At 54.7% G+C, this 23409-nt stretch carries 24 protein-coding genes; 21 read left to right on the top strand and 3 right to left on the bottom strand.

From position 1 onward, the window contains the following. Positions 1-248: 248 nt before the first annotated feature. The 4 genes from HALO_RS12585 to HALO_RS12570 all read left to right on the top strand — a co-directional run bounded on the left by HALO_RS12585 (position 249) and on the right by HALO_RS12570 (position 4446). Positions 249-1490, top strand: a complete 1242-nt coding sequence (locus HALO_RS12585) for an NAD(P)/FAD-dependent oxidoreductase (protein WP_035579203.1) — start codon at positions 249-251, stop codon at positions 1488-1490. A gap of 150 nt (positions 1491-1640) precedes the next feature. Next, positions 1641-1850, top strand: coding sequence for a putative motility protein (locus HALO_RS12580; RefSeq protein WP_035579205.1), 210 nt, complete (start codon positions 1641-1643; stop codon positions 1848-1850). A 226-nt stretch (positions 1851-2076) separates the two neighbouring features. After that, entirely contained in the window at positions 2077-3666 is a 1590-nt protein-coding gene (prfC, locus tag HALO_RS12575; protein WP_035579207.1) for a peptide chain release factor 3, read from the top strand. Positions 3667-3684: 18 nt separating this feature from the next. After that, positions 3685-4446 carry a TatD family hydrolase gene (locus HALO_RS12570; protein WP_035579209.1) on the top strand — a complete coding sequence of 254 codons (762 nt, stop codon included), beginning with the start codon at positions 3685-3687 and terminating at the stop codon, positions 4444-4446. Positions 4447-4456: 10 nt separating this feature from the next. On the opposite strand, the gene ygfZ is transcribed toward HALO_RS12570, so the two are convergent. Beyond that, entirely contained in the window at positions 4457-5419 is a 963-nt protein-coding gene (gene ygfZ, locus HALO_RS12565; protein ID WP_035579211.1) for a CAF17-like 4Fe-4S cluster assembly/insertion protein YgfZ, read from the bottom strand. Positions 5420-5596: 177 nt separating this feature from the next. Between ygfZ and HALO_RS12560 the strand changes: the two genes are divergently transcribed. From HALO_RS12560 to HALO_RS12530, 7 genes are all read left to right on the top strand, one after another. After that, on the top strand, positions 5597-5794 hold the full coding sequence (locus HALO_RS12560; protein WP_035579215.1) for a hypothetical protein: 198 nt from the start codon (positions 5597-5599) through the stop codon (positions 5792-5794). Beyond that, positions 5794-6201: an OsmC family protein gene (locus HALO_RS12555; protein ID WP_035579217.1), complete on the top strand. Its 408-nt coding sequence runs from the start codon at positions 5794-5796 to the stop codon at positions 6199-6201. Before HALO_RS12560 ends, HALO_RS12555 begins: the two co-directional genes overlap by 1 nt. Positions 6202-6225: 24 nt before the next feature. After that, positions 6226-8253, top strand: a complete 2028-nt coding sequence (uvrB, locus tag HALO_RS12550; RefSeq protein WP_050713495.1) for an excinuclease ABC subunit UvrB — start codon at positions 6226-6228, stop codon at positions 8251-8253. Between the two features lie 4 nt (positions 8254-8257). Further along, positions 8258-9079 carry an endonuclease VIII gene (nei, locus tag HALO_RS12545; RefSeq protein WP_035579222.1) on the top strand — a complete coding sequence of 274 codons (822 nt, stop codon included), beginning with the start codon at positions 8258-8260 and terminating at the stop codon, positions 9077-9079. 220 nt (positions 9080-9299) lie between these two features. After that, entirely contained in the window at positions 9300-10805 is a 1506-nt protein-coding gene (locus HALO_RS12540; protein ID WP_035579226.1) for a fumarate hydratase, read from the top strand. An 80-nt stretch (positions 10806-10885) separates the two neighbouring features. Continuing rightward, entirely contained in the window at positions 10886-12304 is a 1419-nt protein-coding gene (cls, locus tag HALO_RS12535) for a cardiolipin synthase (RefSeq protein WP_050713494.1), read from the top strand. 62 nt (positions 12305-12366) lie between these two features. Next, positions 12367-13284, top strand: a complete 918-nt coding sequence (locus HALO_RS12530; RefSeq protein WP_035579232.1) for a LysR substrate-binding domain-containing protein — start codon at positions 12367-12369, stop codon at positions 13282-13284. A gap of 74 nt (positions 13285-13358) precedes the next feature. Here HALO_RS12530 and HALO_RS12525 read toward each other — a convergent pair whose 3' ends face one another. Beyond that, a complete protein-coding gene (locus HALO_RS12525; protein ID WP_050713493.1) occupies positions 13359-14459 on the bottom strand; it encodes a bifunctional nicotinamide-nucleotide adenylyltransferase/Nudix hydroxylase in 1101 nt (366 codons plus the stop codon). A gap of 158 nt (positions 14460-14617) precedes the next feature. On the opposite strand from HALO_RS12525, the gene HALO_RS12520 reads away from it, so the two are divergent. Then, positions 14618-15517, top strand: coding sequence for a YihY/virulence factor BrkB family protein (locus tag HALO_RS12520; protein WP_035579237.1), 900 nt, complete (start codon positions 14618-14620; stop codon positions 15515-15517). Positions 15518-15552: 35 nt separating this feature from the next. Next, positions 15553-15828: an acylphosphatase gene (locus HALO_RS12515; protein WP_035579239.1), complete on the top strand. Its 276-nt coding sequence runs from the start codon at positions 15553-15555 to the stop codon at positions 15826-15828. A gap of 2 nt (positions 15829-15830) precedes the next feature. Here the strand turns inward: HALO_RS12515 and HALO_RS12510 are convergent, their stop codons facing one another. Then, a complete protein-coding gene (locus HALO_RS12510; protein WP_035579241.1) occupies positions 15831-16769 on the bottom strand; it encodes a D-2-hydroxyacid dehydrogenase in 939 nt (312 codons plus the stop codon). A gap of 280 nt (positions 16770-17049) precedes the next feature. Here HALO_RS12510 and HALO_RS12500 point away from each other — a divergent pair, with 280 nt between their 5' ends. From HALO_RS12500 to tolR, 8 genes are all read left to right on the top strand, one after another. Continuing rightward, a complete protein-coding gene (locus HALO_RS12500; protein ID WP_035579243.1) occupies positions 17050-17349 on the top strand; it encodes an FmdB family zinc ribbon protein in 300 nt (99 codons plus the stop codon). Between the two features lie 66 nt (positions 17350-17415). Then, positions 17416-19197, top strand: a complete 1782-nt coding sequence (gene aspS, locus HALO_RS12495) for an aspartate--tRNA ligase (protein ID WP_050713491.1) — start codon at positions 17416-17418, stop codon at positions 19195-19197. Between the two features lie 61 nt (positions 19198-19258). Beyond that, complete coding sequence (gene ruvC, locus HALO_RS12490; RefSeq protein ID WP_035579248.1) at positions 19259-19822, top strand: crossover junction endodeoxyribonuclease RuvC; 564 nt, start codon at positions 19259-19261, stop codon at positions 19820-19822. A 249-nt stretch (positions 19823-20071) separates the two neighbouring features. Further along, positions 20072-20680 carry a Holliday junction branch migration protein RuvA gene (gene ruvA / locus HALO_RS12485; protein ID WP_035583352.1) on the top strand — a complete coding sequence of 203 codons (609 nt, stop codon included), beginning with the start codon at positions 20072-20074 and terminating at the stop codon, positions 20678-20680. A 73-nt stretch (positions 20681-20753) separates the two neighbouring features. Beyond that, positions 20754-21791, top strand: a complete 1038-nt coding sequence (gene ruvB, locus HALO_RS12480; RefSeq protein ID WP_035579250.1) for a Holliday junction branch migration DNA helicase RuvB — start codon at positions 20754-20756, stop codon at positions 21789-21791. Beyond that, entirely contained in the window at positions 21788-22201 is a 414-nt protein-coding gene (ybgC, locus tag HALO_RS12475; protein ID WP_269449296.1) for a tol-pal system-associated acyl-CoA thioesterase, read from the top strand. Before ruvB ends, ybgC begins: the two co-directional genes overlap by 4 nt. Before the next feature lie 58 nt (positions 22202-22259). Then, positions 22260-22955: a protein TolQ gene (tolQ, locus tag HALO_RS12470; protein ID WP_035579252.1), complete on the top strand. Its 696-nt coding sequence runs from the start codon at positions 22260-22262 to the stop codon at positions 22953-22955. Positions 22956-22966: 11 nt separating this feature from the next. Next, a complete protein-coding gene (gene tolR / locus HALO_RS12465; RefSeq protein WP_050713490.1) occupies positions 22967-23404 on the top strand; it encodes a protein TolR in 438 nt (145 codons plus the stop codon). The last annotated feature ends 5 nt before the right edge of the window (positions 23405-23409 follow it).

The following is a 23409-nucleotide window of genomic DNA, read 5'->3' as shown; positions in this document are numbered from 1 at the left end:
GGTAGGAGAAGAAACCGTTACGGCGGCGCTAGCTGAATGCCATTTAGGTTTCCTAATAGAAACTAAGCAATTGTTATGCCGCTAATAGTGAAGTCATCGTTTTTGACGCTTATAGCAGTGTTAATTGCTGTTTATTGATGTAAAAATAGCGTTTACGACTATATAAATGCGGATGAATTGGTGATATTTTTCAAATGGTTATCGATCTTCAAATGTGGTTCTAAATCCGTGAAAGGGAGTGCATCAAAATGGCGCGTCAAACGGTAGTTTTGGGAGCAGGCATGGTGGGTGTCAGCATTGCCTGGCATCTGCGCCAGCGGGGGCATGAGGTCACCCTGGTGGACCGCCTTCAGCCTGGCCGTGAAACCTCGTTTGGCAATGCGGGTATCATTCAGCGTGAAGCGGTTAGGCCGTACCCTTTTCCCCGCGACGTCAAAACGCTACTTAGCGTCTTACCTAATCGCCGGGTAGATATTCGTTATCGCACGGCGGGGATGGTTAACGCTGCCTCCCCGTTATTGCGCTACTGGATGAACTCGGCGCCGAAGGCTTACCAGAAAATTGTCCCGGAATACGCCTCACTTATTCAGCTTTCGCTAAAAACCCACGGCCCGATGATTGATGCCGCAGGCGCCGAGCACCTGGTGCGCAGGCAGGGGTGGCTTGAGCTTTATCGCACTCCTGAAAAGCTGGCGGCGCGGATAAAAGAGGCTGAAGAAGCGCGGCGTCTTTATGGCGTGGAGTTCGCGCAGTTGGATAGGGCGGCTCTTGTGGATAAAGAGCCTTCCCTGAGCGATACCATTATCGGTGCGATTCACTGGCTGGATCCCTGGACCGTTGCTGATCCCGGTGCGCTGGTTGCGGCTTACGCGGAGGCGTTTAGCAACGACGACGGACGCATTTTGCAGGCGGATATTAAGTCAGTTAAGCAGGTGGGGGAGCGCTGGCAGGTTAATACCGCCTCCGAAACATTAGAAGTAGATGAGGTCGTGGTGGCGCTAGGTCCATGGGCGGGAAGCTGGCTAAAAGAGCTTGGCTATCACTTTCCTACCTTTGTTAAGCGTGGCTATCACATGCACTACGTACCTCAGGCGTCGGCAAAGCTCAATTTTTGGGTTATGGATGCCGAGGTCGGCTATCTGCTGGCGCCGATGAACGCTGGCGTTCGTTTGACCACAGGTGCCGAATTGGACCGCTTGGATGCGCCTGCGGATGTTAATCAATTAGCAGCAGCTGAGAAAGTCGCGCGCAGCGTATTCCCGCTAGGCGAGCGCTGCGATGACGCCGCTTGGAAGGGCGCACGGCCCTGTTTGCCCGATATGAAGCCGGTAATTGGGCCTGCGCCGCGGCACCCAGGGCTATGGCTGGCCTTTGGCCATGGCCACCAAGGATTTACCTTAGGGCCTGCTACAGGCCATCTGCTGGCGGATATGATGGAAGGGCAACCTACCGCCATTGATATGGCGCCCTTTCGCGCTGATAGGTTCTAACTAGCGCTATATTCATTAATGATCAGGATGATTAAGCCGATAGTATTAGAGAGCGTCAGGTGTAAGCACACGTAGTAATGATGATTTTTTTGCGTGTGACCTAATGCTTTGCTAATTTGTAGGTACATTCGCACGCCATGAGGKGGAAATATGGATGTTGGTATCAGTAGTTCAGTAAGCGCATCGCTGTATATGAACCAGGCGCAAACCGCTGAACAGGCTCAAATGCAGGTGTTCAAAGAAGCTTTGGATACGCAAGCTGATCAAGTAACGGAAATAATGGCCTCCGCTGACACTGGCGCTCAGCCAGACTTGGCGAAAGAGGGCAATGTAGGCACGCAGGTAAATACCTACGCTTAATAAATCCTATGCTGAATAAGCTATGGGTGCCTTAAATAAAAAACGCTGACCTGGTCAGCGTTTTTTTTGGTCTTTCTTTCAGGGTCCGCGTTTGACGCCACCCGCGACAAAAGCCGCTCCCAGGCGTTACAATTGCCGCAATGGACATTGCTCAACGCGCGGCGGCTAGTTGGTCGAGAACTACTAATTGAGTGCTGCGCTGAGTACCTATATTTGAAGAGGCACAATGAAAGAGACTCAATTAGCCCGTGAAGCCGAGCTTCGCAGGACATTCGCTATTATTTCGCACCCTGATGCTGGTAAAACCACGATCACCGAAAAGATGCTGCTGTTTGGTAATGCCATTCAGTTAGCCGGTTCGGTAAAGAGCAAGCGTAACGATCGCCACGCTACCTCGGACTGGATGAAGATGGAGCAGGAGCGGGGGATCTCGGTAACGACCTCGGTGATGCAGTTCCCCTACGGGGGGCGCATCGTTAACCTGCTGGACACGCCCGGTCACGAAGACTTCTCTGAAGATACCTACCGTACGCTTACGGCAGTTGACTCAGCCTTGATGGTCATCGACGGCGCCAAAGGCGTTGAGGATCGGACCATTAAGTTGATGGAAGTGTGTCGTCTGCGTACCACGCCGATCCTCACCTTTATCAACAAAATGGACCGCGATATCCGCGACCCCATTGAGGTGATGGATGAAGTCGAGACCGTCCTAAACATTCAATGTGCGCCGATGACCTGGCCGATTGGCATGGGGCGTCACTTCAAGGGCGTTTATCACCTCTATAACGACGTGATTCATCTTTATACCCAGGGCCAGGGCAGCCGAATCCCTGATGATAGGCGCATTGAGGGCTTGGATAGCCCTGAAGTGGATGCCGTGCTGGGAGAAGATCAGGCCGAAGAGCTGCGTATGGAAGTCGAGCTGGTGCGCGGTGCCTCCCATGAGTTTGATCTAGACGCCTATCGTCGTGGTGAGCTTTCACCGGTCTATTTCGGAACCGCCATGGGCAACTTTGGCGTGCGTGAAATGCTCGACGGTTTTGTCGAGTACGCGCCGCCACCCCAGGCCCACGAAACCGATACGCGGGTAGTTACGTCTGACGATGAGCGCTTCACCGGTTTCGTGTTTAAAATCCAGGCCAACATGGATCCCAATCACCGCGACCGCATCGCTTTTTTGCGGGTCTGTTCAGGCAAGTACGAAAAGAACATGAAGATGCGCCATGTACGTATCGGCAAGGACGTTAAGATTGCCGATGCGTTGACCTTTATGGCCTCCGACCGTTCCCAGGTAGAAGAGGCCTGGCCCGGCGATATTATCGGCCTGCACAATCACGGTACGATCCAGATCGGCGATACTTTTACCGTGGGTGAGGATATGCGCTTTACCGGCATCCCCCACTTTGCGCCTGAACTCTTTAAGCGCGTGCGGCTGAAAGACCCGCTGAAAATGAAGGCGCTACAAAAGGGCTTGCAGCAGCTTTCCGAAGAGGGCGCTACCCAGGTCTTTATGCCCATGGACAACAACGACCTGATTCTCGGCGCAGTGGGTACCCTGCAGTTCGATGTGGTCGCCCACCGCTTGAAAGAGGAGTACAAGGTCGACTGCTTGTACGAAGGGGTCAACGTTCAGACCGCCCGCTGGGTCTACTGTGAAGATGCTAAAAAACTCGAAGAGTTTAAGCGTAAAGCCAGTACTAACCTGGCAATTGATGGCGGTGGTTACCTCACCTATATCGCGCCTACCCGGGTTAACTTACAGATGACCCAGGAGCGCTGGCCGGACATTCGCTTCCAGCCAACCCGCGAGCACTAACGTTTATAGGTAGGCCCCATGCTGGTTGATGCCCACTGCCATCTCGACTTTGCCCAGTTTGATAAGGATCGAACTGAGGTATTTGAGAGCGCCAAGGCAGTGGGTGTGGCGCACTTTGTGGTGCCGGGCACCACCCGTTCCCGCTGGCAGCAGGTGCTGGCGCTTGGCGCACGAGCGGACACCTCGGTATGCCTGGGCTTACACCCTTACTTTATGGATCAGCATCAAGAGGCGGATATTGCCGCGCTGGACAACCTGCTCAGTGAGCACCCTAAGGTGGTGGCCGTGGGCGAGTGCGGTATCGATGGTCGCTTTACCGACACCCTTGAAGCCCAGTGGCACTACTTTGATGCCCAATTGAAGCTAGCCAAACAGCATGCGCTGCCGGTGGTGGTGCACTGCGTCCACGCCAACGACAAGGTCGCTAAGCGCCTTCGCCAGTTGGCGCTGCCCAAGGCGGGGCTGATTCATGCCTTCTCAGGCTCCATTGAGCAAGCAACGAAGTTTCTCGACTTGGGATTCAAACTGGGGTTGGGTGGCGCCGTCACCTATGAGCGAGCCAAGCGGCTACGGCGAACCGCTGCGGCGCTGCCTGACGAGGCCTTTGTGCTGGAAACCGACAGCCCCGACATGCCGCTTAGCGGCTATCAGGGGGGGCGGAACGAGCCGTGCCGAGTGGCCGAGGTGTGTGACATTGTGGCCACTCTGCGTGGACAAACAGTGGAACATGTTGCGGCCCAGAGCAGTGAAACCGCTGCAACGTTGTTTGGCTTATCCTAAAACGTAAGCCTTAGCCGTTGAGGCTAACCGCCAGCTGCTCGGGATCAACGCGCTCAATCGCATAAGGTAATAGAAGCAGGGTGGCTGGCGTCCCAGCTAAAAACAGCGGCGTCATTGCTTCGGCCACTTTGGTGCTCATGACCGCTAGCAGCTCGATGTCGCCTTGCGGGGTCGTCGCGCTGGCTACCACTTCACCCACTGATTTATCGTCACAATTAACGATGCTGGCGCCCACCTCGGGCAGCGATGTGGTTTCTACACTGATGTGCATCAGGCGCTTTTTCACTTGGCCACGAAAGTGTGCCCGGGCAACAACTTCCTGACCGGTATAGCAGCCTTTTTTAAAGCTAATGCCACCCAGCGCTTCCCAGTTAAGCATCTGGGGCAGGAAATGATCCTGCTGGGCATCGGTAAGCCACGCCAGGCCGCTACGAATATCCTCAAGCTGCCAAGCGTTGCGGCTCACTGCATCATCCTTAACCGATGCCGGGGTATCGTGATCGAAACACAACAGCCAGCGCGGTGTCTCACCGGGGTAGCGGAGTACGCAGGCTTGATCGTTGTTACTGTGGGTACCCACTTGATCAGGTAGTGATAAAGCAAATTGATCCGCAATCGATTGGGCATCATCGCTTGAACCCACGACGATAAGATCGGGCAGCGAGACCAACTCAGTCTTATAGAAGGCGGCGAATTTTTTAAGATGGCTGGCTAAACTGTCAAGTAGGGTAACGCTCAGTAGCAAACGAAAATGCTCATCCCCCAAGCGCATCAGTTGAGCGTTGGCTAACATCCGCCCCTTAGGCGTACAAAAACAGGTGAGCGGCGCGAAGTGTCCATCGGCCAAGCTGACCTGAGCGCTGGTCTGGCCCTGAAGGAACTTTTCGGCATCCGCCCCCTTCACATCCAGCGCGGCTAAATGATTAAGGCGGACGCTGCCAAGGGCGGGGGTGCTAGCGGTAACGGTCGCCATAAAAACTCCTGAAAAAGTGGGAAAGCGTTCGGTAGTGATGTATTCAGTACGTAAGAGTCAAAAGTAACGTTAGTACTATTAGGTGTGGGCGGTCAGCGCTGATTGCAAGGCACCATTAGCGTGCTAGACTCTTTCTCTTGTATCAGTTTTGCACAGGTCAACAGGCAGGGAAACGCTATGGCGCAGCAGTCGTTAACATTCCAAGGTGTTAAATCGGTCGATCAGGTCAACAAAATCACCACGGCGCTGATGATGCTTGATGGCGTTGATAGTGCCGAAGTGGGGCGCCATGGCGCCGATGTAGACGGCCGGGCAAGGCGCGAAACGCTGATTAATGCCATTGAAAAACTCAAGCTAGGCGTAAAGGTATCCTAATGCACCCACCGATTACCGTGATCAGTGAACGCAACCATGTCTTTAGGCAGCGAGTTGAAGTCAATGGCTTGGAAGATCTATACGCTGATGTGCCACCGATAGTAGGKGGCGAGGGCAGTGCCCCTGATCCCCACGACTATTTCGATATTGCTCTGGGTACCTGCAAGGCGATTACTGTGCAGATGTACGCCAAGCGTAAAGAGTGGCCGCTCGAGGGTATTACTGTCACGGTGCAGCGTGACGATAGCCAGGAAAAAAAGGGCATCTACAAGCTAGACGTGGCATTAACGCTGCACGGTATTGAAGACCCGGAGCAGCGCGCCCGGCTGGAAGATATTAGCCACCGCTGCCCCATTCAACGCCTGATGACCCAGTCTACGGTCGAGATCGCCACCCGGTTAGTTTAAATTATATCTTTTATAGGAGCACCGATGAGCAAAGCCTTTCGATTGCAGTCAAAATTTCAGCCCGCTGGCGACCAGCCTGCTGCTATTAAAGGGCTGATTAGTGGCCTGGAATCTGGGCTTGCTCACCAAACGCTGCTTGGCGTGACCGGGTCGGGTAAAACCTTCACCATGGCCAATGTGGTGGAACAGCAGCAGCGTCCTACCATTGTGATGGCGCCGAACAAGACGCTTGCGGCCCAGCTTTACGGCGAATTCAAGGCATTCTTCCCGGATAACGCCGTAGAGTATTTCGTCTCCTACTACGACTACTACCAGCCGGAAGCCTATGTGCCTTCCTCGGATACCTTTATCGAGAAAGATGCCTCGATAAACGACCATATCGAGCAGATGCGGCTTTCGGCCACCAAGGCACTGCTAGAACGCCGCGACGCGCTGATTGTGGTGTCAGTCTCGGCGATTTATGGCCTCGGTGACCCTGACCAGTACCTTAAAATGCGCCTCCATTTCACCCGCGGTGAGCTGATTGATCAGCGCGCCTTTTTGCGCCGCTTAGCGGAGCTACAATATACCCGCAATGATATGGATTTCCGCCGCGGTACCTACCGGGTGCGCGGGGATGTGATCGATATTTTCCCTGCTGATTCCGACGAAGAGGCGGTTCGGGTAGAGCTGTTCGATAGCGAGATCGACACCATTCGCCTGTTCGATCCGCTCACCGGTGCCGTGCGCGGGGAAGTGCCGCGGATGACCATCTATCCCAAGTCCCACTACGTTACCCCGCGGGAAACGATTCTAGGCGCCATTGATGACATTAAACAGGAGCTCAAAGAGCGCCTTGAATGGATGCGTAAGCACGAGCGGCTGGTAGAAGCGCAGCGTTTAGAGCAGCGCACCCTCTATGATATCGAAATGATGCTGGAGCTGGGTTACTGCAATGGTATCGAAAACTACTCCCGCTATCTCTCTGGCCGTGCGCCGGGCGAGCCACCGCCGACCTTCTTCGACTACTTGCCCGACGACGCGCTGCTGTTTATCGACGAGTCACATGTCAGCGTGCCCCAGGTAGGCGGCATGTATAAAGGCGACCGCTCGCGTAAAGAGACGTTGGTCGAGTATGGTTTTCGGCTGCCCTCGGCGCTGGACAACAGGCCCATGAAGTTTGAGGAGTGGGAGTCAATCTCCCCGCAAACGATCTTTGTCTCCGCCACCCCAGGCCGTTATGAGGGCGAGCACGCCAGCCAAACGGTAGAGCAGGTGGTGCGTCCCACCGGGCTGCTGGACCCTGAAATTGAGGTGCGCCCGGCCAGCACTCAGGTAGACGATCTGCTCTCGGAGATTGGTCTGCGCACTGCGGTAGGCGAACGGGTGCTGGTAACCACGCTAACCAAGCGCATGGCGGAAGACCTGACCGAGTATTTTGACGAGCACGGCATTCGGGKGCGCTACTTGCATTCGGATATCGACACCGTCGAGCGGGTTGAGATTATTCGTGATTTACGCCTAGGCAAGTTTGATGTGTTGGTAGGTATCAACCTACTGCGCGAAGGCTTGGATATTCCCGAAGTGTCGCTGGTGGCGATTCTCGATGCTGATAAAGAGGGTTTTCTGCGCGCCGAGCGCTCGTTGATCCAAACAATTGGCCGAGCGGCCCGTAACGCCCACGGCAAGGCGATTCTCTATGGTGACCGGATTACTGACTCGATGCGCAAAGCGATCGATGAGACCGAGCGGCGGCGGGCGAAGMAAACCGAACACAACCTTGAGCATGGCATTACACCGACCACCGTGACGCGGTCGGTGGCCGATATACTTGAAGCCGCCCAGGCGCCAGGCAGCAAGAAGAGCAGCCGTCGCCGTGGCAACGAGCGTAAAGTGGCGGAAAGCGCTGCAGAGTACGATATCACCACCATGAGCAACCAAGACCTGCTGGGTGCCATCAGTAAGCTTGAGGATGCCATGTTTGAAGCCGCACAAAATCTCGAGTTTGAAGAGGCCGCGCGGCTGCGTGATCAACTCCACCAGATGAAAGAAAAACAGCTGGCGCTGGGCTAACGGTATGCCGGAAGGCCCAGAAATTCGCCGCGCGGCGGATCGTATTGAACAGCAAATAGGCGGGCGGGTGATTGACGATGCTTGGTTCGCCTTTCCAGAGCTTGCCGAGCAGGCCGCGTCACTGATCGGTATTCGGGTTTCTCGGGTAGATACCTGGGGCAAAGCAATGTTGATCCGTTTTGCCGACCAGCGCGTGCTTTACTCCCACAATCAGCTTTATGGGGTTTGGAAGCTGCATAGTGAGGATAAACCGCCCAACACCAAGCGCACCCTGCGTGTTCGACTTACAGCAGAAGGGCGTAGCGCCAGTCTCTATAGCGCATCGGATATTTCCCTCTGGCATGCAGACAATCTCACCGAGCACCCTTTCTTAGCCCGCTTGGGCCCTGATTTGTTGAGCCAAGATGTGGCTCCATCCGATGTGCAGCAGCGCCTGAATTTGAAGCGATTTCATAAACGCAGCCTGGGGGCACTGCTGCTCGACCAGGGGTTGGTCGCCGGGCTGGGTAATTATTTGCGCTCTGAAATCCTGTTTTTCTCTCAACTGCCGCCAAGCGCTCGACCGGTGGATTTGACCCCAGAACAGCAGCAAACCCTGGCTGAGTGCATCATTGACATTACCCGCCAAGCCTACCAAACCGCAGGCGTCACCAATCGTGAGGCCTGGATCTCCCAGGCCAAAGCTGCAGGCGAGGCGCGCAGACAGTGGCGTTTCGCGGTTTTCGATCGGGCAGGTCTTGAGTGCCACCGCTGTGGATCGGTGATTGAGCGCAAAATGATCGGTTCGCGGCGGCTCTATCTCTGCCCTCACTGCCAGTCAGGATAAGCAGCGCCAAAGCGCGTCGCAGCGCTGGCTTTAATATTTATACCGTTATCTTGCTGGTAGAAACACACCTGGATCAAGATTTGCTGAAGTAATCAGTTCTACACCGCAGAGTGCTGCTGCGTAAGGGCCAATACGGTATACTGGGTTCACGCTAAGACGGCACTTCCGCAGGCGCGGACGAAAGCCGCTAACTAGACGATAACCTAGGAGCAATTAGTCCATGACCGTGATTCGCCAGGACGACGTTATTCAAAGCGTTGCCGATGCTCTGCAGTACATCTCTTATTACCATCCCAAAGATTTTATCGACGCCATGGCGGCTGCCTACGAGCGCGAAGAGAACCCCGCCGCCAAAGACGCCATTGCTCAGATATTGATTAACTCGCGTATGTGTGCCACCGGGCATCGCCCGATTTGCCAGGATACCGGCATCGTCACCGTGTTCGTTCACGTGGGTATGAACGTTACCTGGGAAGCGGACATGAGCCTGGACGACATGATCAATGAAGGTGTTCGTCGCGCTTACCTGCTGCCGGATAATATCCTCCGTGCCTCGGTGCTGGCGGATCCCGACGGCAAGCGGGCCAACACCAAAGACAACACGCCGGCGATTATTCACCACTCAATTGTGCCCGGTGACAGCGTCGATATTCACGTTGCCGCGAAGGGCGGTGGCAGCGAGGCAAAATCCAAGTTTGCCATGCTTAACCCCTCCGACAGCGTGGTTGATTGGGTGATGGAGCAACTGCCGAAGATGGGCGCTGGCTGGTGTCCGCCCGGTATGCTGGGGATTGGTATCGGCGGCACCGCTGAAAAGGCCATGCTGATTGCCAAAGAGGCGCTGCTGGATCCTATCGATATTCAGGATCTGCAGGCTCGCGGGCCCAGCAACCGTGCTGAAGAGCTGCGTTTAGAGCTGTTTGATAAGGTCAACAAGAGCGGTATTGGTGCCCAGGGGCTAGGCGGCTTAACCACCGTGCTGGATATTAAAGTTAAAGACTATCCGACCCATGCGGCCAACAAGCCTGTAGCGATTATTCCCAACTGCGCGGCGACCCGTCACGCCCACTTTACGCTGGATGGATCTGGCCCCGCAGCGCTAAAAGCGCCGAAGCTTGAGGACTGGCCGGAAATTACCCGCGAGGCGGGCGAGAACGTAAAACGTGTCAACCTTGATACGGTGACGCCCGCCGAAGTCAAAACCTGGCAGCCCGGTGATACCCTGCTGTTAAATGGCAAGCTGCTAACTGGCCGCGATGCGGCCCATAAGCGCATGATCGATATGCTGGCCAAAGGCGAGCCATTGCCCGTCGATATGAAAGGTCGCTTTATCTACTACGTCGGCCCGGTTGATCCGATTGGCGATGAAGTAGTGGGACCTGCTGGCCCGACTACCGCCACACGAATGGATAAATTTACCCGCACCATGCTGGAAGAGACTGGACTGCTGGGCATGGTAGGTAAAGCAGAGCGTGGGCAGCTCGCCATAGATGCTATTCGTGATAATGAAGCTGTCTACTTAATGGCCGTCGGTGGCGCTGCCTATCTTGTAGCACAGGCGATTAAAAAATCGCGGGTAGTGGGCTTCGAAGATCTGGGTATGGAAGCGATCTACGAATTTGAGGTCGAAGATATGCCAGTGACCGTGGCTGTTGATAGCCTGGGCACATCGGTACATCAAACCGGTCCGGCGAAGTGGAAAGAGATTATTGCCCAGTCGGCATGATGGAGTGGTAAGGTTGATTAGGCTTTAAACGCATAAGGGCCTCGCTGACGGCGAGGCCCTTGCTTTATGAGGACGTTGATATGACCTCCTGGTTGCTAGGGACCGGCATCTTACTGATACACCTGCTAGGCTTTGTCTCCGCGATTATGGCACTGATGTCCAGCCGCACCTCCCAGGGGGCCGTGGCATGGATCATATCGCTACTGACGTTCCCCTATGTGGCGCTTCCTGCTTACTGGTTTTTCGGGCGACCGCGTTTTTATGGCTATGTATCTGCCCGAGGCCAGCGAGACACCGTTCTACGCCGAGTGCTCGTGCGCTACCGGGCCAATGTTCAGCCTTATGTGGCCCCCTCCAGCAGTGCGGATATTCAGGCGGTGGAACAGCTTGCCATGATGCCGCTTACCCATGGCAATCAAGCGACACTGCTCATCGATGGGACCGCGACCTTCGAAAGCTTGTTTGACGGTATTGATCGCGCTGAGCAGTATGTTTTGCTGCAGTTTTTTATTGTTCGCAATGATGCCCTTGGGCAGCGCCTGAAGCATCATTTACAGCGTGCTGCGCAGCGTGGCGTGCGGGTGTATTTTCTCTATGATGAGGKGGGCAGCCGTAAATTAGCCGATAGCTACCTCAATGATTTAATCACTGATGAGGTAGCCGTGAGTGCCTTTCGCTCATCGCGAGGCCTTAAGCATCGTTTTCAGCTTAACTTCCGCAACCATCGTAAAGTGACCGTGATAGATGGTAAGGAGGGCTGGGTAGGAGGTTTTAATGTTGGGGTCGAGTATCTCGGTGAGAATCCGCGCCATGGGCCTTGGCGGGATACTCATCTTAAGCTGGAAGGGCCCAGTGTATTGGGCTTGCAGGAGGCTTTTTGGGAAGATTGGCATTGGGCCACCGATGAAGTGATTAGCCTGAACTGGTCCCCGGATACATCGCCCACCACCGACCATCACGTGGTTATTGTGCCTTCTGGCCCCGCTGACCGCCAGGACACCGCCAGCCTGCTAGTGCAGCAGGTTATTCATAGCGCCAAGCAGCGGCTATGGGTGACCAGCCCCTATTTTGTTCCCGACCAGGGAGTTCAGGACGCGCTGCGCCTTGCGGCGATGCGCGGTGTCGACGTTCGGGTCATGATCCCCGAGCGTCCCGACCACTTGCTAGTTTTCCTCTCGGCGTTCTCATTCCTACCCGATATGTTAAGGGCTGGTGTAAAAATATACCGTTATCTTCCGGGGTTTTTACATCAAAAAGTCATGCTGGTAGATAGCGAGGCAGCGACGGTGGGTACTGTCAATTTGGATAATCGCTCGTTTCGGTTAAATTTTGAGATTACCGCGTTTATACCAAGCCGCGATTTTGCGACCAGCGTTGAAGAGATGCTGGAAAAAGACTTTTCACACTGTCGGCGTGTGACCATCGATGAAATTAACCAGCGTCCGGTGTGGATGAAAGTCGTCTCGCGTGCGGCCTATTTAATGGCCCCGGTTCAATAATTAAGTTAGCCCAAAAGGAAAGCCAACATGCGTGAAAGCAGGGTGATACAAGGAGTCATGGGGTGAATCTTGAAACAAAATGGCTGGAAGATTTTGTAGCGCTGGCCAATACGCGCAGCTTTTCTGCGTCAGCACGCCAGCGACACGTTACCCAACCGGCATTTAGTCGTCGTATTCGAGCGCTGGAGCAGGCCGTTGATGTCACTTTGGTGGACCGTTCGACGACCCCCGTTGGGTTAACGCCAGAAGGGCAGTTGTTTCTGGTCACTGCGCGCAACCTGGTCGAGCAATTAAACGAATCGCTTAGCCATTTGCGCGGCCTGTCGATTGCTAACGAGGCGCTGGATATTGTCGCCGCGCACTCTTTGGCGCTGAGTTTTTATCCGCCGTGGATCTCTCGCCTGCAGCAGGGCTTGGGTGAGCTGCCGACTCGCTTGGTCGCCATGAATGTGGGCGAAGCGATTCATGTGCTGCGGGAGGGCAACTGCGATCTGATGCTCGCTTATTACGACCCTTTTGCCACTATGCAGCTAGATGCCGAGGTCTTCCCCTCGTTCTCGATTGGTAAGGTCAATATGCTGCCCGTTTCGTTGCCAGACGAGCATGGCAAAGCAAAATTTTCACTCCAGCACGACACCTCCATTCCCTATCTTTCTTACACCCAGGGGGCTTTCTTAGGACGCAGCGTGCGTATGCTGCTCAAGAATGACCCGTTGCGCATGAAGCTACGCACCGTGTACGAAACCGCCATGGCCGAAGGCTTAAAAGGAATGGTGCTACAAGGCGTTGGGGTGGCGTGGATACCCGATTTTTGTATTCGCGAGGAGTTAAAAAGTGGCCGCTTGGTAAGGGCAGGCGCCCCGAGTTGGGATATACCCTTGGAAATTCGTTTATATCGCTGCTCTATGGTGCATAAACCGGGTGTGGAGCGTTTGTGGCGGCAGATGATGAAGCTGCCGCGAGACTTTCTTCAGGCCTAATTAGTTAATGGTGAATGGTGAATGGTGAATGGTGAATGGTGAATGGTGAATGGTGAATGGTGAATGTTAGTAGTCTAGCCACTGCCGAAATCGGCAGGCAACCCCAGGAAGTTCTGAATAATGAAAAAGTGGTCTTCAAACAAGCTGTCGGGCTCAAGGTCGGCAAGCGCTACCCAGCGTGCATGATCGCCGCCTTTCACGGGCTTTAAGCGCGGCAACTGCTGATCAGGGCGTAGCGCAAAGTAGAAAGCTTCTGCCAAGGTGCGACCACGCCAACTGCGATGGGGCTCATCAAACAGGCGTTGACCACGCAGCGAGCCTTTGAGCACCGGTTCGGGAACCTTCAAGCGGATGCGCTCGCGAAGTTCGCGCAAACAGGCGTCCAGCAGTCGCTCGTGAGGGTTAATAAATCCCCCTGGCAGGGCATAAAGGCCTTTTCCCGGTGCCGCGGTGCGCCGCACCAGCAGCACATGGCCAGACTGTACTACCACCGCATTGACCGTGACAAAAATAGGTGGATAAGGCGCGTGAGCCCATGCCTGACGGTACTGATCCAATAATTGCTGCTCTTCCAGCAGTCGTTGATAGGCGCGCTCATTGCAAAAGTGTTTGACGCTCGCCACAACGCCCGGCGGTAAATCGTGATACGCACCGGTACTCAGGTAATCATCCGTTGAGCTAGGAGAGCGAAACAGGCGCTCGCGTATTTGACTGGCTGAAATCCCCTCCACCGACGGAACGCTGACCGACTCCCACTGAGGAAACAGTGACAAGTAGTAGCTTGATTGGCCTCGACTGGCTCCAATCAAGCCAATGCGCGGTAGGCGGGCATTGGCAGGCGCAGCTAAATCTCGCACCTTGCGCTGCACGTCGCGCACCCACACGTCGTCGTTATAGAGTGCATCAAGTAGCGGGGTAATTTCCAAACGTTGATTATCGGTGTCGTCAAAGCCCGCGCGCAGCATGGCTTGACGCTCATCGAAGCGCCAGGGGTTACGCAGTGAGCGTGCTTGCCACGAAGAGCCTACCAGCACAATCACTTGCCGTGCGCGTTTAAGCGCCTCACGGATTATCGCCAGGTGCCCCAGGKGCGGTGGCTGAAAACGGCCAATGAACACCAAACAGTCGAAGTCGAAGTTGCAGGCGGTCACGGGGCGCGAAGTGTCAGTGGCCATCCAAGCTTCCTTTTGGGTGTGGTGATCTCAAAGATGCAACGTACCAGAAAACTGCGCTAAACGCTGTGGTTAGGTATGCTAGAAAAAAATAGGCTATTGATAACGTTTGTAAAACGCCTCGATATCCAGCACCGGCACCCGGTACACAGGGAGTGAACATGATCAAACGCACTGCTATCTTTTGGTGGAAAGTAGTCCAAGACGCCACGTCACTATGGTTGGAGCGCAATGCCTTTAGCTACGCTGGCTCGCTAGCGTTCTATACACTTTTCTCACTGGCGCCTACGATCATTATTGCCGTCACAGTGATCGGGGTTGTTATGGGTGAAGAGGCGGCTCAAGGGCAGATTGTTGCTCAGTTGCAAGGTACCTTGGGGGTGGACGCAGCGGTCGCTATTCAAGAAGCCGTCGCTCAGTCGAGAATTGAAGAGTCCGGTATTTTGCCAACACTATTAGGCGTGGGGGCGCTGGTGATCGGGGCGACAACGGTGTTTGCCCAGATGCAGTTCTCGCTTAATACCATTTGGGGGGTAACGGCAAAGCCTACCTCTAATAGTGCTTTACGATTTATTAAAAGTCGCTTGCTATCACTAACGGTGGTGCTCTCTATTGGGTTTATATTACTGGTCTCACTGGTGATGGGCGTCGTGCTGCGAGGCATGTTGCAAGCAGCCGATAATTTAGTTCCCTATGCCAGCTTGTTAACGACATCCGTAGAGTCGCTGATCTCGCTGGGCGTTGTCACCTTGCTGTTTGCCACCATTTTTAAAGTCCTGCCTGACGTAGTGCTACGCTGGCAGGATGTGCTGATTGGCGCTGTTGTAACCGCCGTGTTGTTTACCCTAGGCCGCAGCGTGATTGCGATTTATCTAGCCTATACGGCAACAGCATCCACGTATGGCGCCGCCGGGTCAGTGGTAATGATTCTACTCTGGGTCTATTACAGTTCGCTTATTCTTTTGTTTGGAGCAGCGTTTACCCGTTCATTGCTGCTGCGCCGTGGGCGCCCGCTTATCCCGCGCAATAGTGCCGTGGTTGTCAAACGCGAGTTTGTTTAGCATTTTGCTAAGAAGTGAAAGCTAAGGAGGAGAGTATGAGCGATTGCTGTGTACGTGCTCTAGTGACCGGTAAGGTGCAGGGTGTTTGGTATCGCCGTGCTACTCAAGAGAAAGCCCTTCAACATAGCATCACCGGCTACGCCAAGAACTTGCCCGATGGCCGGGTTGAAGTATTGATGTGCGGCCACTCTGATGCGGTCAAGCTGCTGAGTGAGTGGCTATGGCAGGGCTCAGAGGGGGCGCGGGTTACCCACGTCGAACTCGACGTACTGGATGGTTGCCACGCCCCGGATCACTTTGCGACCCAGTGATGTTAAGAGGCTTTCCAATGGGCAATATTGTTCGCCGTTAGGCTGACAATATTCTGGCGTGCCTCTGGGGTGATCCAGGCATTGTGAGGGGTGACGATTAAGTTGAGTGGCTCGCTGAGCGCATCCAGCAGCGGGTGGCCATCTCTGGGCGGCTCGGCGGGCAGAACATCAACCCCTAATCCACCTAGTTTGCCACTGCGTAGCGCTGCCAGCGCGGCTACTTCATCAATCACACCGCCGCGGGCGCAGTTCAATAGTATCAGCGACGGTTTGGCGCGCGCTAAACGCTCGCGATTGATCAGGTGCTTGGTAGCCTCGCTTAGCGGGCAGTGCAAGCTGATCACATCTGCATCGGGTAACAGATCATCCAGGGCAGGGCGCTTATCATTCGTTTCATTACCGGGACGGGCGGCAAAGGTGACCTGCATGCCAAAAGCCTCCGCCAAGCGTGCTACTTCAGTGCCAAGCTCACCTTGCCCGACCATCACTAACTGTTTGCCTGACAGCTGGAGTGTTGGGTAGTCCTGCAGACAGAAGAAAGCACTGCGCTGCCACTCGCCTGCGGCGACATCGCGTTGGTAGAGGGGAAGGCGATTGGCTAATGTCAGCATTAGCATCATGGTGTGCTGGGAAACGCTGGCGGTGCCGTAAGCCGCAACGTTTTTTACTGTAATGTTCTGCTGTTTTGCGGTTTCAAGATCAATGTTATTGAGGCCTGTTGCCAATACGCATATCAGCCGCAGGTTGGGTAGCTGTTGCAAGGTCTCGGCATCCAGCACCACCTTGTTCACAATCGCTATGTCTGCACCGGCCAGGCGCTCCCGCGCTTGCTGGGTCGTGCTTTGCTCAAACACCTCCAGGTGTGTGACCGACTCTCGGATAGCGTCTAAATTGATCTCCGGGCCGAGGCTTTCTGCATCCAGTATCACCGCATGGGGCATTTTCTTCTCTCCATTAACTGCCTGGGGCTGTATAACCTTGCTCGCCAGGGGGCACAAAAGGGTATAATGGTGGCGCTTTATCAACCGCAGCCTTGGAATTTACCCCGACTGGCCACATATTGCAGCCTGGCAGCGTTTGTGTTCGCCATTGTTCTTTTTCTTTCAGAACTGAGCCTTCAGAGCTGGGTTATTAAAAACTGGGTCATTCAGAGCTTAGTCTTTAAAAACTTAGCTTTAAGAACCAGGCTTGTTAGGGTTGAGCTTATTAGGAGTCATTAAGATGCCCATCTATGAATATGAGTGCAAGGCCTGCGGCCATCGCATGGAAAAATTGCAGAAAATTAGCGCCGATCCTCTCAAGGATTGTCCTGCATGCCAAAGCGATGGCTTGGAACGGCTTGTCTCGGCCGCGGGTTTCCGTCTGGCCGGCGGCGGTTGGTACGAAACCGATTTCAAAACGGGTAGCAAAAAGAACCTCGTCGCTGATGGCAAAACTGCCTCTGCAGATGCCGGAAAATCCAGCGATTCCAGCGCTACCGCTAAGAGCATTACTCCCAAAGACAAGGGCGCCGCGGCATAGCCGCGGCAATCAGGGTCGAAACGACCCGCGACACTTACATTGCCACGCAACAGAACAGGATTTGACATGCGCAGCCATTATTGCGGCCAGCTGAACGAAACTTTGGTGGATCAAACGGTTACGGTATGCGGATGGGTTCATCGCCGCCGTGACCACGGTGGGGTAATTTTCCTCGATATGCGCGATCGCGATGGTATCGCTCAATTCGTGGTTGATCCTGATACCGCCGAGGCGTTCGCTAATGCCGACCGTGCCCGCAGTGAATTTGTCCTGCGTATTACTGGTCGCGTTCGGCTGCGCCCAGAAGGCACTCAAAACCCCAACATGCCGACGGGCATGATTGAGGTGTTGGCAAAAGATGTCGAAGTCCTCAACACCGCTGTTACCCCGCCATTCCAGTTGGACGAGCATAACAAAGTGGGTGAAGAGGTGCGCTTAAAGCATCGCTACATCGACCTGCGTCGCCCGGATATGATTGAGAAGCTGCGGCTGCGCTCGCGTATTTCTCACAACGTGCGGGCGTATCTCGAAAACCAGGGCTTCCTGGATATCGAAACGCCGGTACTCACTCGCGCCACGCCAGAAGGTGCTCGGGATTACCTGGTGCCCAGCCGTACCCACGCGGGTAGTTTCTTTGCGCTGCCCCAGTCACCGCAGCTGTTTAAGCAGCTATTGATGGTGGCGGGTTTTGACCGTTACTACCAAATTGCCAAGTGCTTTCGCGATGAAGACCTGCGCGCCGACCGTCAGCCTGAGTTTACCCAGATTGATATCGAGGCGTCGTTTGTGGAAGAGAGCGACATCATGGGCATTACTGAAGCCATGATTCGTCAGCTTTTCCAGGACGTACTAAAAGCTGAACTGCCTGAGTTTCCCCGCATGACCTGGCAGGAAGCGATGGATCGTTTCGGTTCCGACAAGCCGGATCTACGTATCCCGCTGGAACTGACCGATGTGGACGACCTGATGCAGCAGGTTGACTTCAAAGTCTTCTCTGGCCCCGCTAGCGCAGATGATGGTCGCGTCGCGGCATTGAAAGTACCCGGCGGTGCCAAGCTGTCGCGTAAAGAGATTGATGAATATACCAAGTTTGTTGGCATCTACGGTGCCAAAGGCTTGGCGTGGATTAAGGTCAACGAGCGTGCCAAAGGGCTTGAAGGTCTGCAGTCACCGATCGTCAAGTTTATGGAAAACATCGTTGAAGAGCTGCTCGACCGCGTGGGCGCAGAAGATGGTGACATTATCTTCTTCGGTGCCGATAAAGCGCGTATTGTCAACGAAGCCATTGGCGCGCTGCGCGTTAAGCTGGGTGCTGACCTTGAACTCTACACCCAGGAGTGGGCGCCGCTGTGGGTGGTCGACTTCCCGATGTTTGAAGCCGACGATAATGGTCGCCTGAGCCCGCTGCACCACCCCTTTACCGCGCCTTCCTGTACGCCGGAAGAGCTGAAGGCAGATCCTGCCAATGCGCTTTCCCGCGCTTACGACATGGTGCTCAACGGGACCGAGTTGGGCGGCGGCTCTATTCGTATCCACGACCAAACCATGCAGAGTACAGTGTTTGAGATTCTAGGCATTGGTGAAGAAGAAGCCCAACAGAAATTCGGCTTCCTGCTGGATGCGCTGCAGTACGGTGCGCCCCCCCATGGTGGCTTAGCTTTTGGCTTGGATCGCCTGGTAATGCTGATGGTTGGTGCTAAGACGATTCGTGAAGTGATCGCCTTCCCGAAAACCCAGAGCGCTGCCTGTTTGATGACCAACGCGCCGGGCGAAGTCAGCCCCGAGCAGTTGAAAGATTTGAACATTCGCCTGCGCCAAAAAGCTAAAGCAGAAACAGCCGCCGAATAAGTCGGTTGGTTGACTGCCTAACACCGACGCTACGGCGTCGGTGTTTTTATAGGTTAATGCTATGGATGCAACACCGCCCGCCGTACCTATCCGCATTTTAGGCATTGACCCAGGGTCCCGGGTGACTGGCTATGGGGTGATTGATGTGGTCGGGGTTAAACCTTGCTATGTAGCGAGTGGCTGTATTCGTACCGCGGAAGGGGCGTTAGAGCAGCGCTTGGCGCAAATCTACGCCGGTTTAAGTGAAGTCGTCGGTTTGCATCGGCCCAGCGAGGTCGCTATTGAGCGGGTCTTTATGGCCAAAAACCCTGATTCAGCGCTGAAGCTTGGTCAGGCTCGCGGTGCGGCCATGGTGTGCATGGCCAACCATGGTTTAAGCCTGGCTGAATACGCTGCGCGTCAAATTAAACAGGCAGTTACCGGTCAGGGCGGCGCGGATAAAGAGCAGGTGCAGCATATGGTTACCGCGATACTGCAGCTCTCTGCTACTCCTCAAGCCGACGCTGCGGATGCGTTAGCCATTGCGCTAACCCATGCCTATAACGGCCACGCCTTTAGCGGCCAGGGTCTACCCGCCGCACCATCTCGGGGACGGCGTCGCTCCACTGGCCGCTGGCGGCTTTAAATGACGCTTAGACAATGTGCCCATAGCCGTGTCTGAGGGCAGATTGAAGCGAGGGTCTTTTGACCAGGGCCGGAAAGTGTTCCCAACAATTTCGGCATTTCCGCCATCCATGGCGGTCAGATGGCGAAAGTAGCGCCCTCGCGGAAATCTGGCCTCACCACTCACCTTGAACTACTGGTCACCTGTACAGAGTCGCTTTATAGTAATCATCTGTTTTTCACTCTTTTTCACCCCTGTGCGAGCGAATTTATGATTGGACGTCTGAGTGGCCAGCTAGTGGCGAAGCAACCACCCTGGATTGTGATTGATGTTCACGGTGTAGGTTATGAGCTGGAAACCTCAATGAATACCCTGGTCGCGCTCCCGGCGGTGAACGAGAGCGTTTCATTATTCACTCATCTGACCATTCGTGATGATGCACACCTACTGTATGGGTTTGGTCGTGAGCACGAGCGTGCACTGTTCCGCGCCTTGATCAAGGTCAATGGCGTAGGGCCCAAGCTGGCACTGGCCATCCTGTCAGGTATGGACGAAGACGCCTTTATGCGCTGCGTGCGTGATGACGACAGTAAAGCGCTGACAACGCTGCCAGGGGTGGGTAAGAAAACCGCTGAGCGGCTGATAATTGAAATGCGAGACCGTTTTCCAGAATGGGAAGACGGCAGCAACGCGCTACTCCCCCTTGAAGCAACCAATGGCCGTGCCTCTGCCCGCAATAATCTTGCCGATGCGGAAGCCGCTTTGGTTAGCTTGGGGTATAAACTGACTGAGGCGTCGAAAATGCTCGCCGACATCGACCCCAATCAGTCCACCGAAGCACTGATCAAAGCCGCCCTTACCCAGCGCATGAGTTGCTAACCAGACAGTGATATAAGTCCGATGTTGCGGATAACGAGTAGACCTTTTGCAATCGCCATAAAGAAGAGCACCTATGCTAGAACACGATCGGCTGATCGCCGCAGAGCCTGAACAGGGTGAGGGGCGCATTGATTACGCTATTCGTCCTAAGCGGCTGGATGACTATATTGGCCAGCCGCGTGTACGGGAACAGTTGGAAATCTTTATTGGTGCTGCCCGGCAGCGCGAAGAGAGTCTGGATCACACCCTGGTATTCGGCCCCCCAGGGTTAGGTAAAACGACCCTCGCGCATATTATTGCCACTGAGATGGGGGTCGGTATGAAATCGACTTCCGGCCCAGTGCTCGAGCGGGCCGGCGATTTAGCCGCCATGTTGACTAATTTAGAGCCTGGCGACGTACTGTTTATTGACGAAATTCATCGGCTGTCGCCGGTAGTTGAAGAAGTGCTCTATCCTGCCATGGAAGATTTTCAGCTCGATATCATGATTGGTGAAGGGCCTGCAGCACGTTCGATTAAGCTGGACCTTCCCCGCTTTACCCTGGTGGGCGCGACTACCCGGGCAGGATTATTAACCTCTCCACTGCGTGATCGGTTTGGTATCGTTCAGCGGCTTGAGTTTTATAATCTTGAAGAATTAACGGAAATTGTTTCGCGTTCAGCGCGTTTGTTAGGGGTTGAGACCAGCCACGATGGCGCCATTGAAATAGCCCGACGCTCCCGCGGCACGCCGCGAATAGCCAACCGGTTGCTACGCCGGGTGCGCGATTATGCCGAAATGAAAGGTAACGGCGTCGTCGATGTGGCCATGGCTGATGCCGCCCTTAATATGCTTAATGTGGATCACCACGGTTTGGATCATATGGATCGACGGCTGCTACTGGCCATGATCGATAAATTTGATGGCGGGCCGGTGGGCATTGACTCGCTCGCCGCTGCCATCAGCGAAGAGCGTGACACTATCGAAGATGTGATTGAGCCCTATCTTATTCAACAAGGCTTGATGATGCGCACCCCTCGTGGGCGGGTGGTTACCCGTCAAGCGTGGCTGCACTTTGAGCGTGTGCCCCACGAACAGGCAACCGACATGGAAGGAGAGCGCCGTCCGTGAGCCGTTACATAAGCGAAGGCTACCGACTGCCGCTGCGTGTTTATATGGAAGATACTGACGCGGGAGGTATTGTCTACTACGTTAACTACTTGAAGTTTATGGAGCGTGCGCGCAGCGAATGGCTCCGCCAGTTGGGCCTGGATCAGCAAACGCTGCTAGACGAAGGTACACAGCTAGTGGTATACCGCTTGGCCTGTCACTATGCGAAACCGGCTTGTTTAGACGATGCGTTGGAAATTAGCGCCAACGTTAGCGATGTTGGGCGCTGTCGGATGACATTTGAACAGCAGGTTTGGCGTGCTGAGGAACTCCTTTGCTCTGCCACAGTCGAGATAGCCTGCTTGAGCACCGAGCGTTTGCGACCCAAAGCATGGCCAGCAGCGCTTAACGTTTTGACCCGGGCCTCTTAACCAAGAGGTCATTCACTGTGTCGGCAATACCGACCCTAATAGATTGATGAGGGCACCTGTGAACGATAACACCATGTCCATTCCCCATTTGATAATGAATGCCAGTACGGTAGTGCAACTGGTAATGCTACTACTGCTGGTGGGGTCGATCCTCTCTTGGGTAGTGATTTTTCAGCGCAGTATTGCGCTGGGCCGTGCCAAGAAAGAGTACAACCAATTTGAGGAATCTTTTTGGTCAGGTGTCGACTTAAACGAGCTCTACCGTGAGATCCCTACTGATGACCCGCGCCACGGCGCCGAGCATATTTTTCAAGCCGGTTTTCGCGAATTTAACCGTTTGATGCCTAAAACCCGCGACCCGGATACCGTGCTGGAAGGTGTGCAGCGCAGTATGCGCGTGGCGTGGTCGCGGGAAGAGGATCGCTTAACCCAACACTTGGTCTTTCTTGCCACAGTGGCCTCTGCGAGCCCCTATATCGGCCTATTCGGCACCGTGTGGGGCATCATGGGCTCGTTTCAGGCCCTATCGCTCACCCAGCAAGCCACTCTTGCCACGGTGGCTCCTTGGATTGCCGAAGCGCTAATCGCAACGGCCATGGGGCTATTTGCGGCGATTCCTGCGGTGATTTTCTATAACCGCCTGTCCAACTCATCCTCTCGTCTGCTGGGCAAATACGAAGACTTTGCCGAAGAGTTTCACGCGATCCTGCACCGCAATTTGCAAGGTCGTGACGGCAAACCGAGCGCCAGCTAAGGGAGAGAGCCATGCAAGGACCGTTCAATCGCAGTAATAAAAGCAAGCCGATGGGGGAGATTAACGTCGTCCCTTTTATCGACGTCATGCTGGTACTGCTAGTGGTTTTTATGATCACCGCGCCGATGTTGACCCAGGGCGTACAAGTAGAGTTGCCGCAAGTCACCTCCCAACCCATTGAGACCCAGGAAGATAATGATCCCATCGTTATCTCGGTGGACAGCGACGGGGGCTACTTCATCACGCTGGGAGAAGACTCCACATCGGTTACCCTGGACGAGATGTCCCAGCGGGTGACGACGATTCTTGAGCGCCGTCCGGGTACACCGGTCATGGTGCGCGGTGACCGTAATGTGGCCTATGGGCAGATTGTCGTCTTGATGAGTACCCTGCAAGGCGCCGGTGTGGCTAATGKGGGGCTGCTTTCCGAGCCGCCGCAAGATGGGTAAGGGTA

This window comes from Halomonas sp. R57-5 (genome assembly GCF_900070345.1).
Lineage (GTDB): Bacteria > Pseudomonadota > Gammaproteobacteria > Pseudomonadales > Halomonadaceae > Vreelandella > Vreelandella ventosae_B.
Note: the sequence above shows the minus strand (reverse complement) of the source record. Positions and strands in the feature narration are given on the sequence as shown.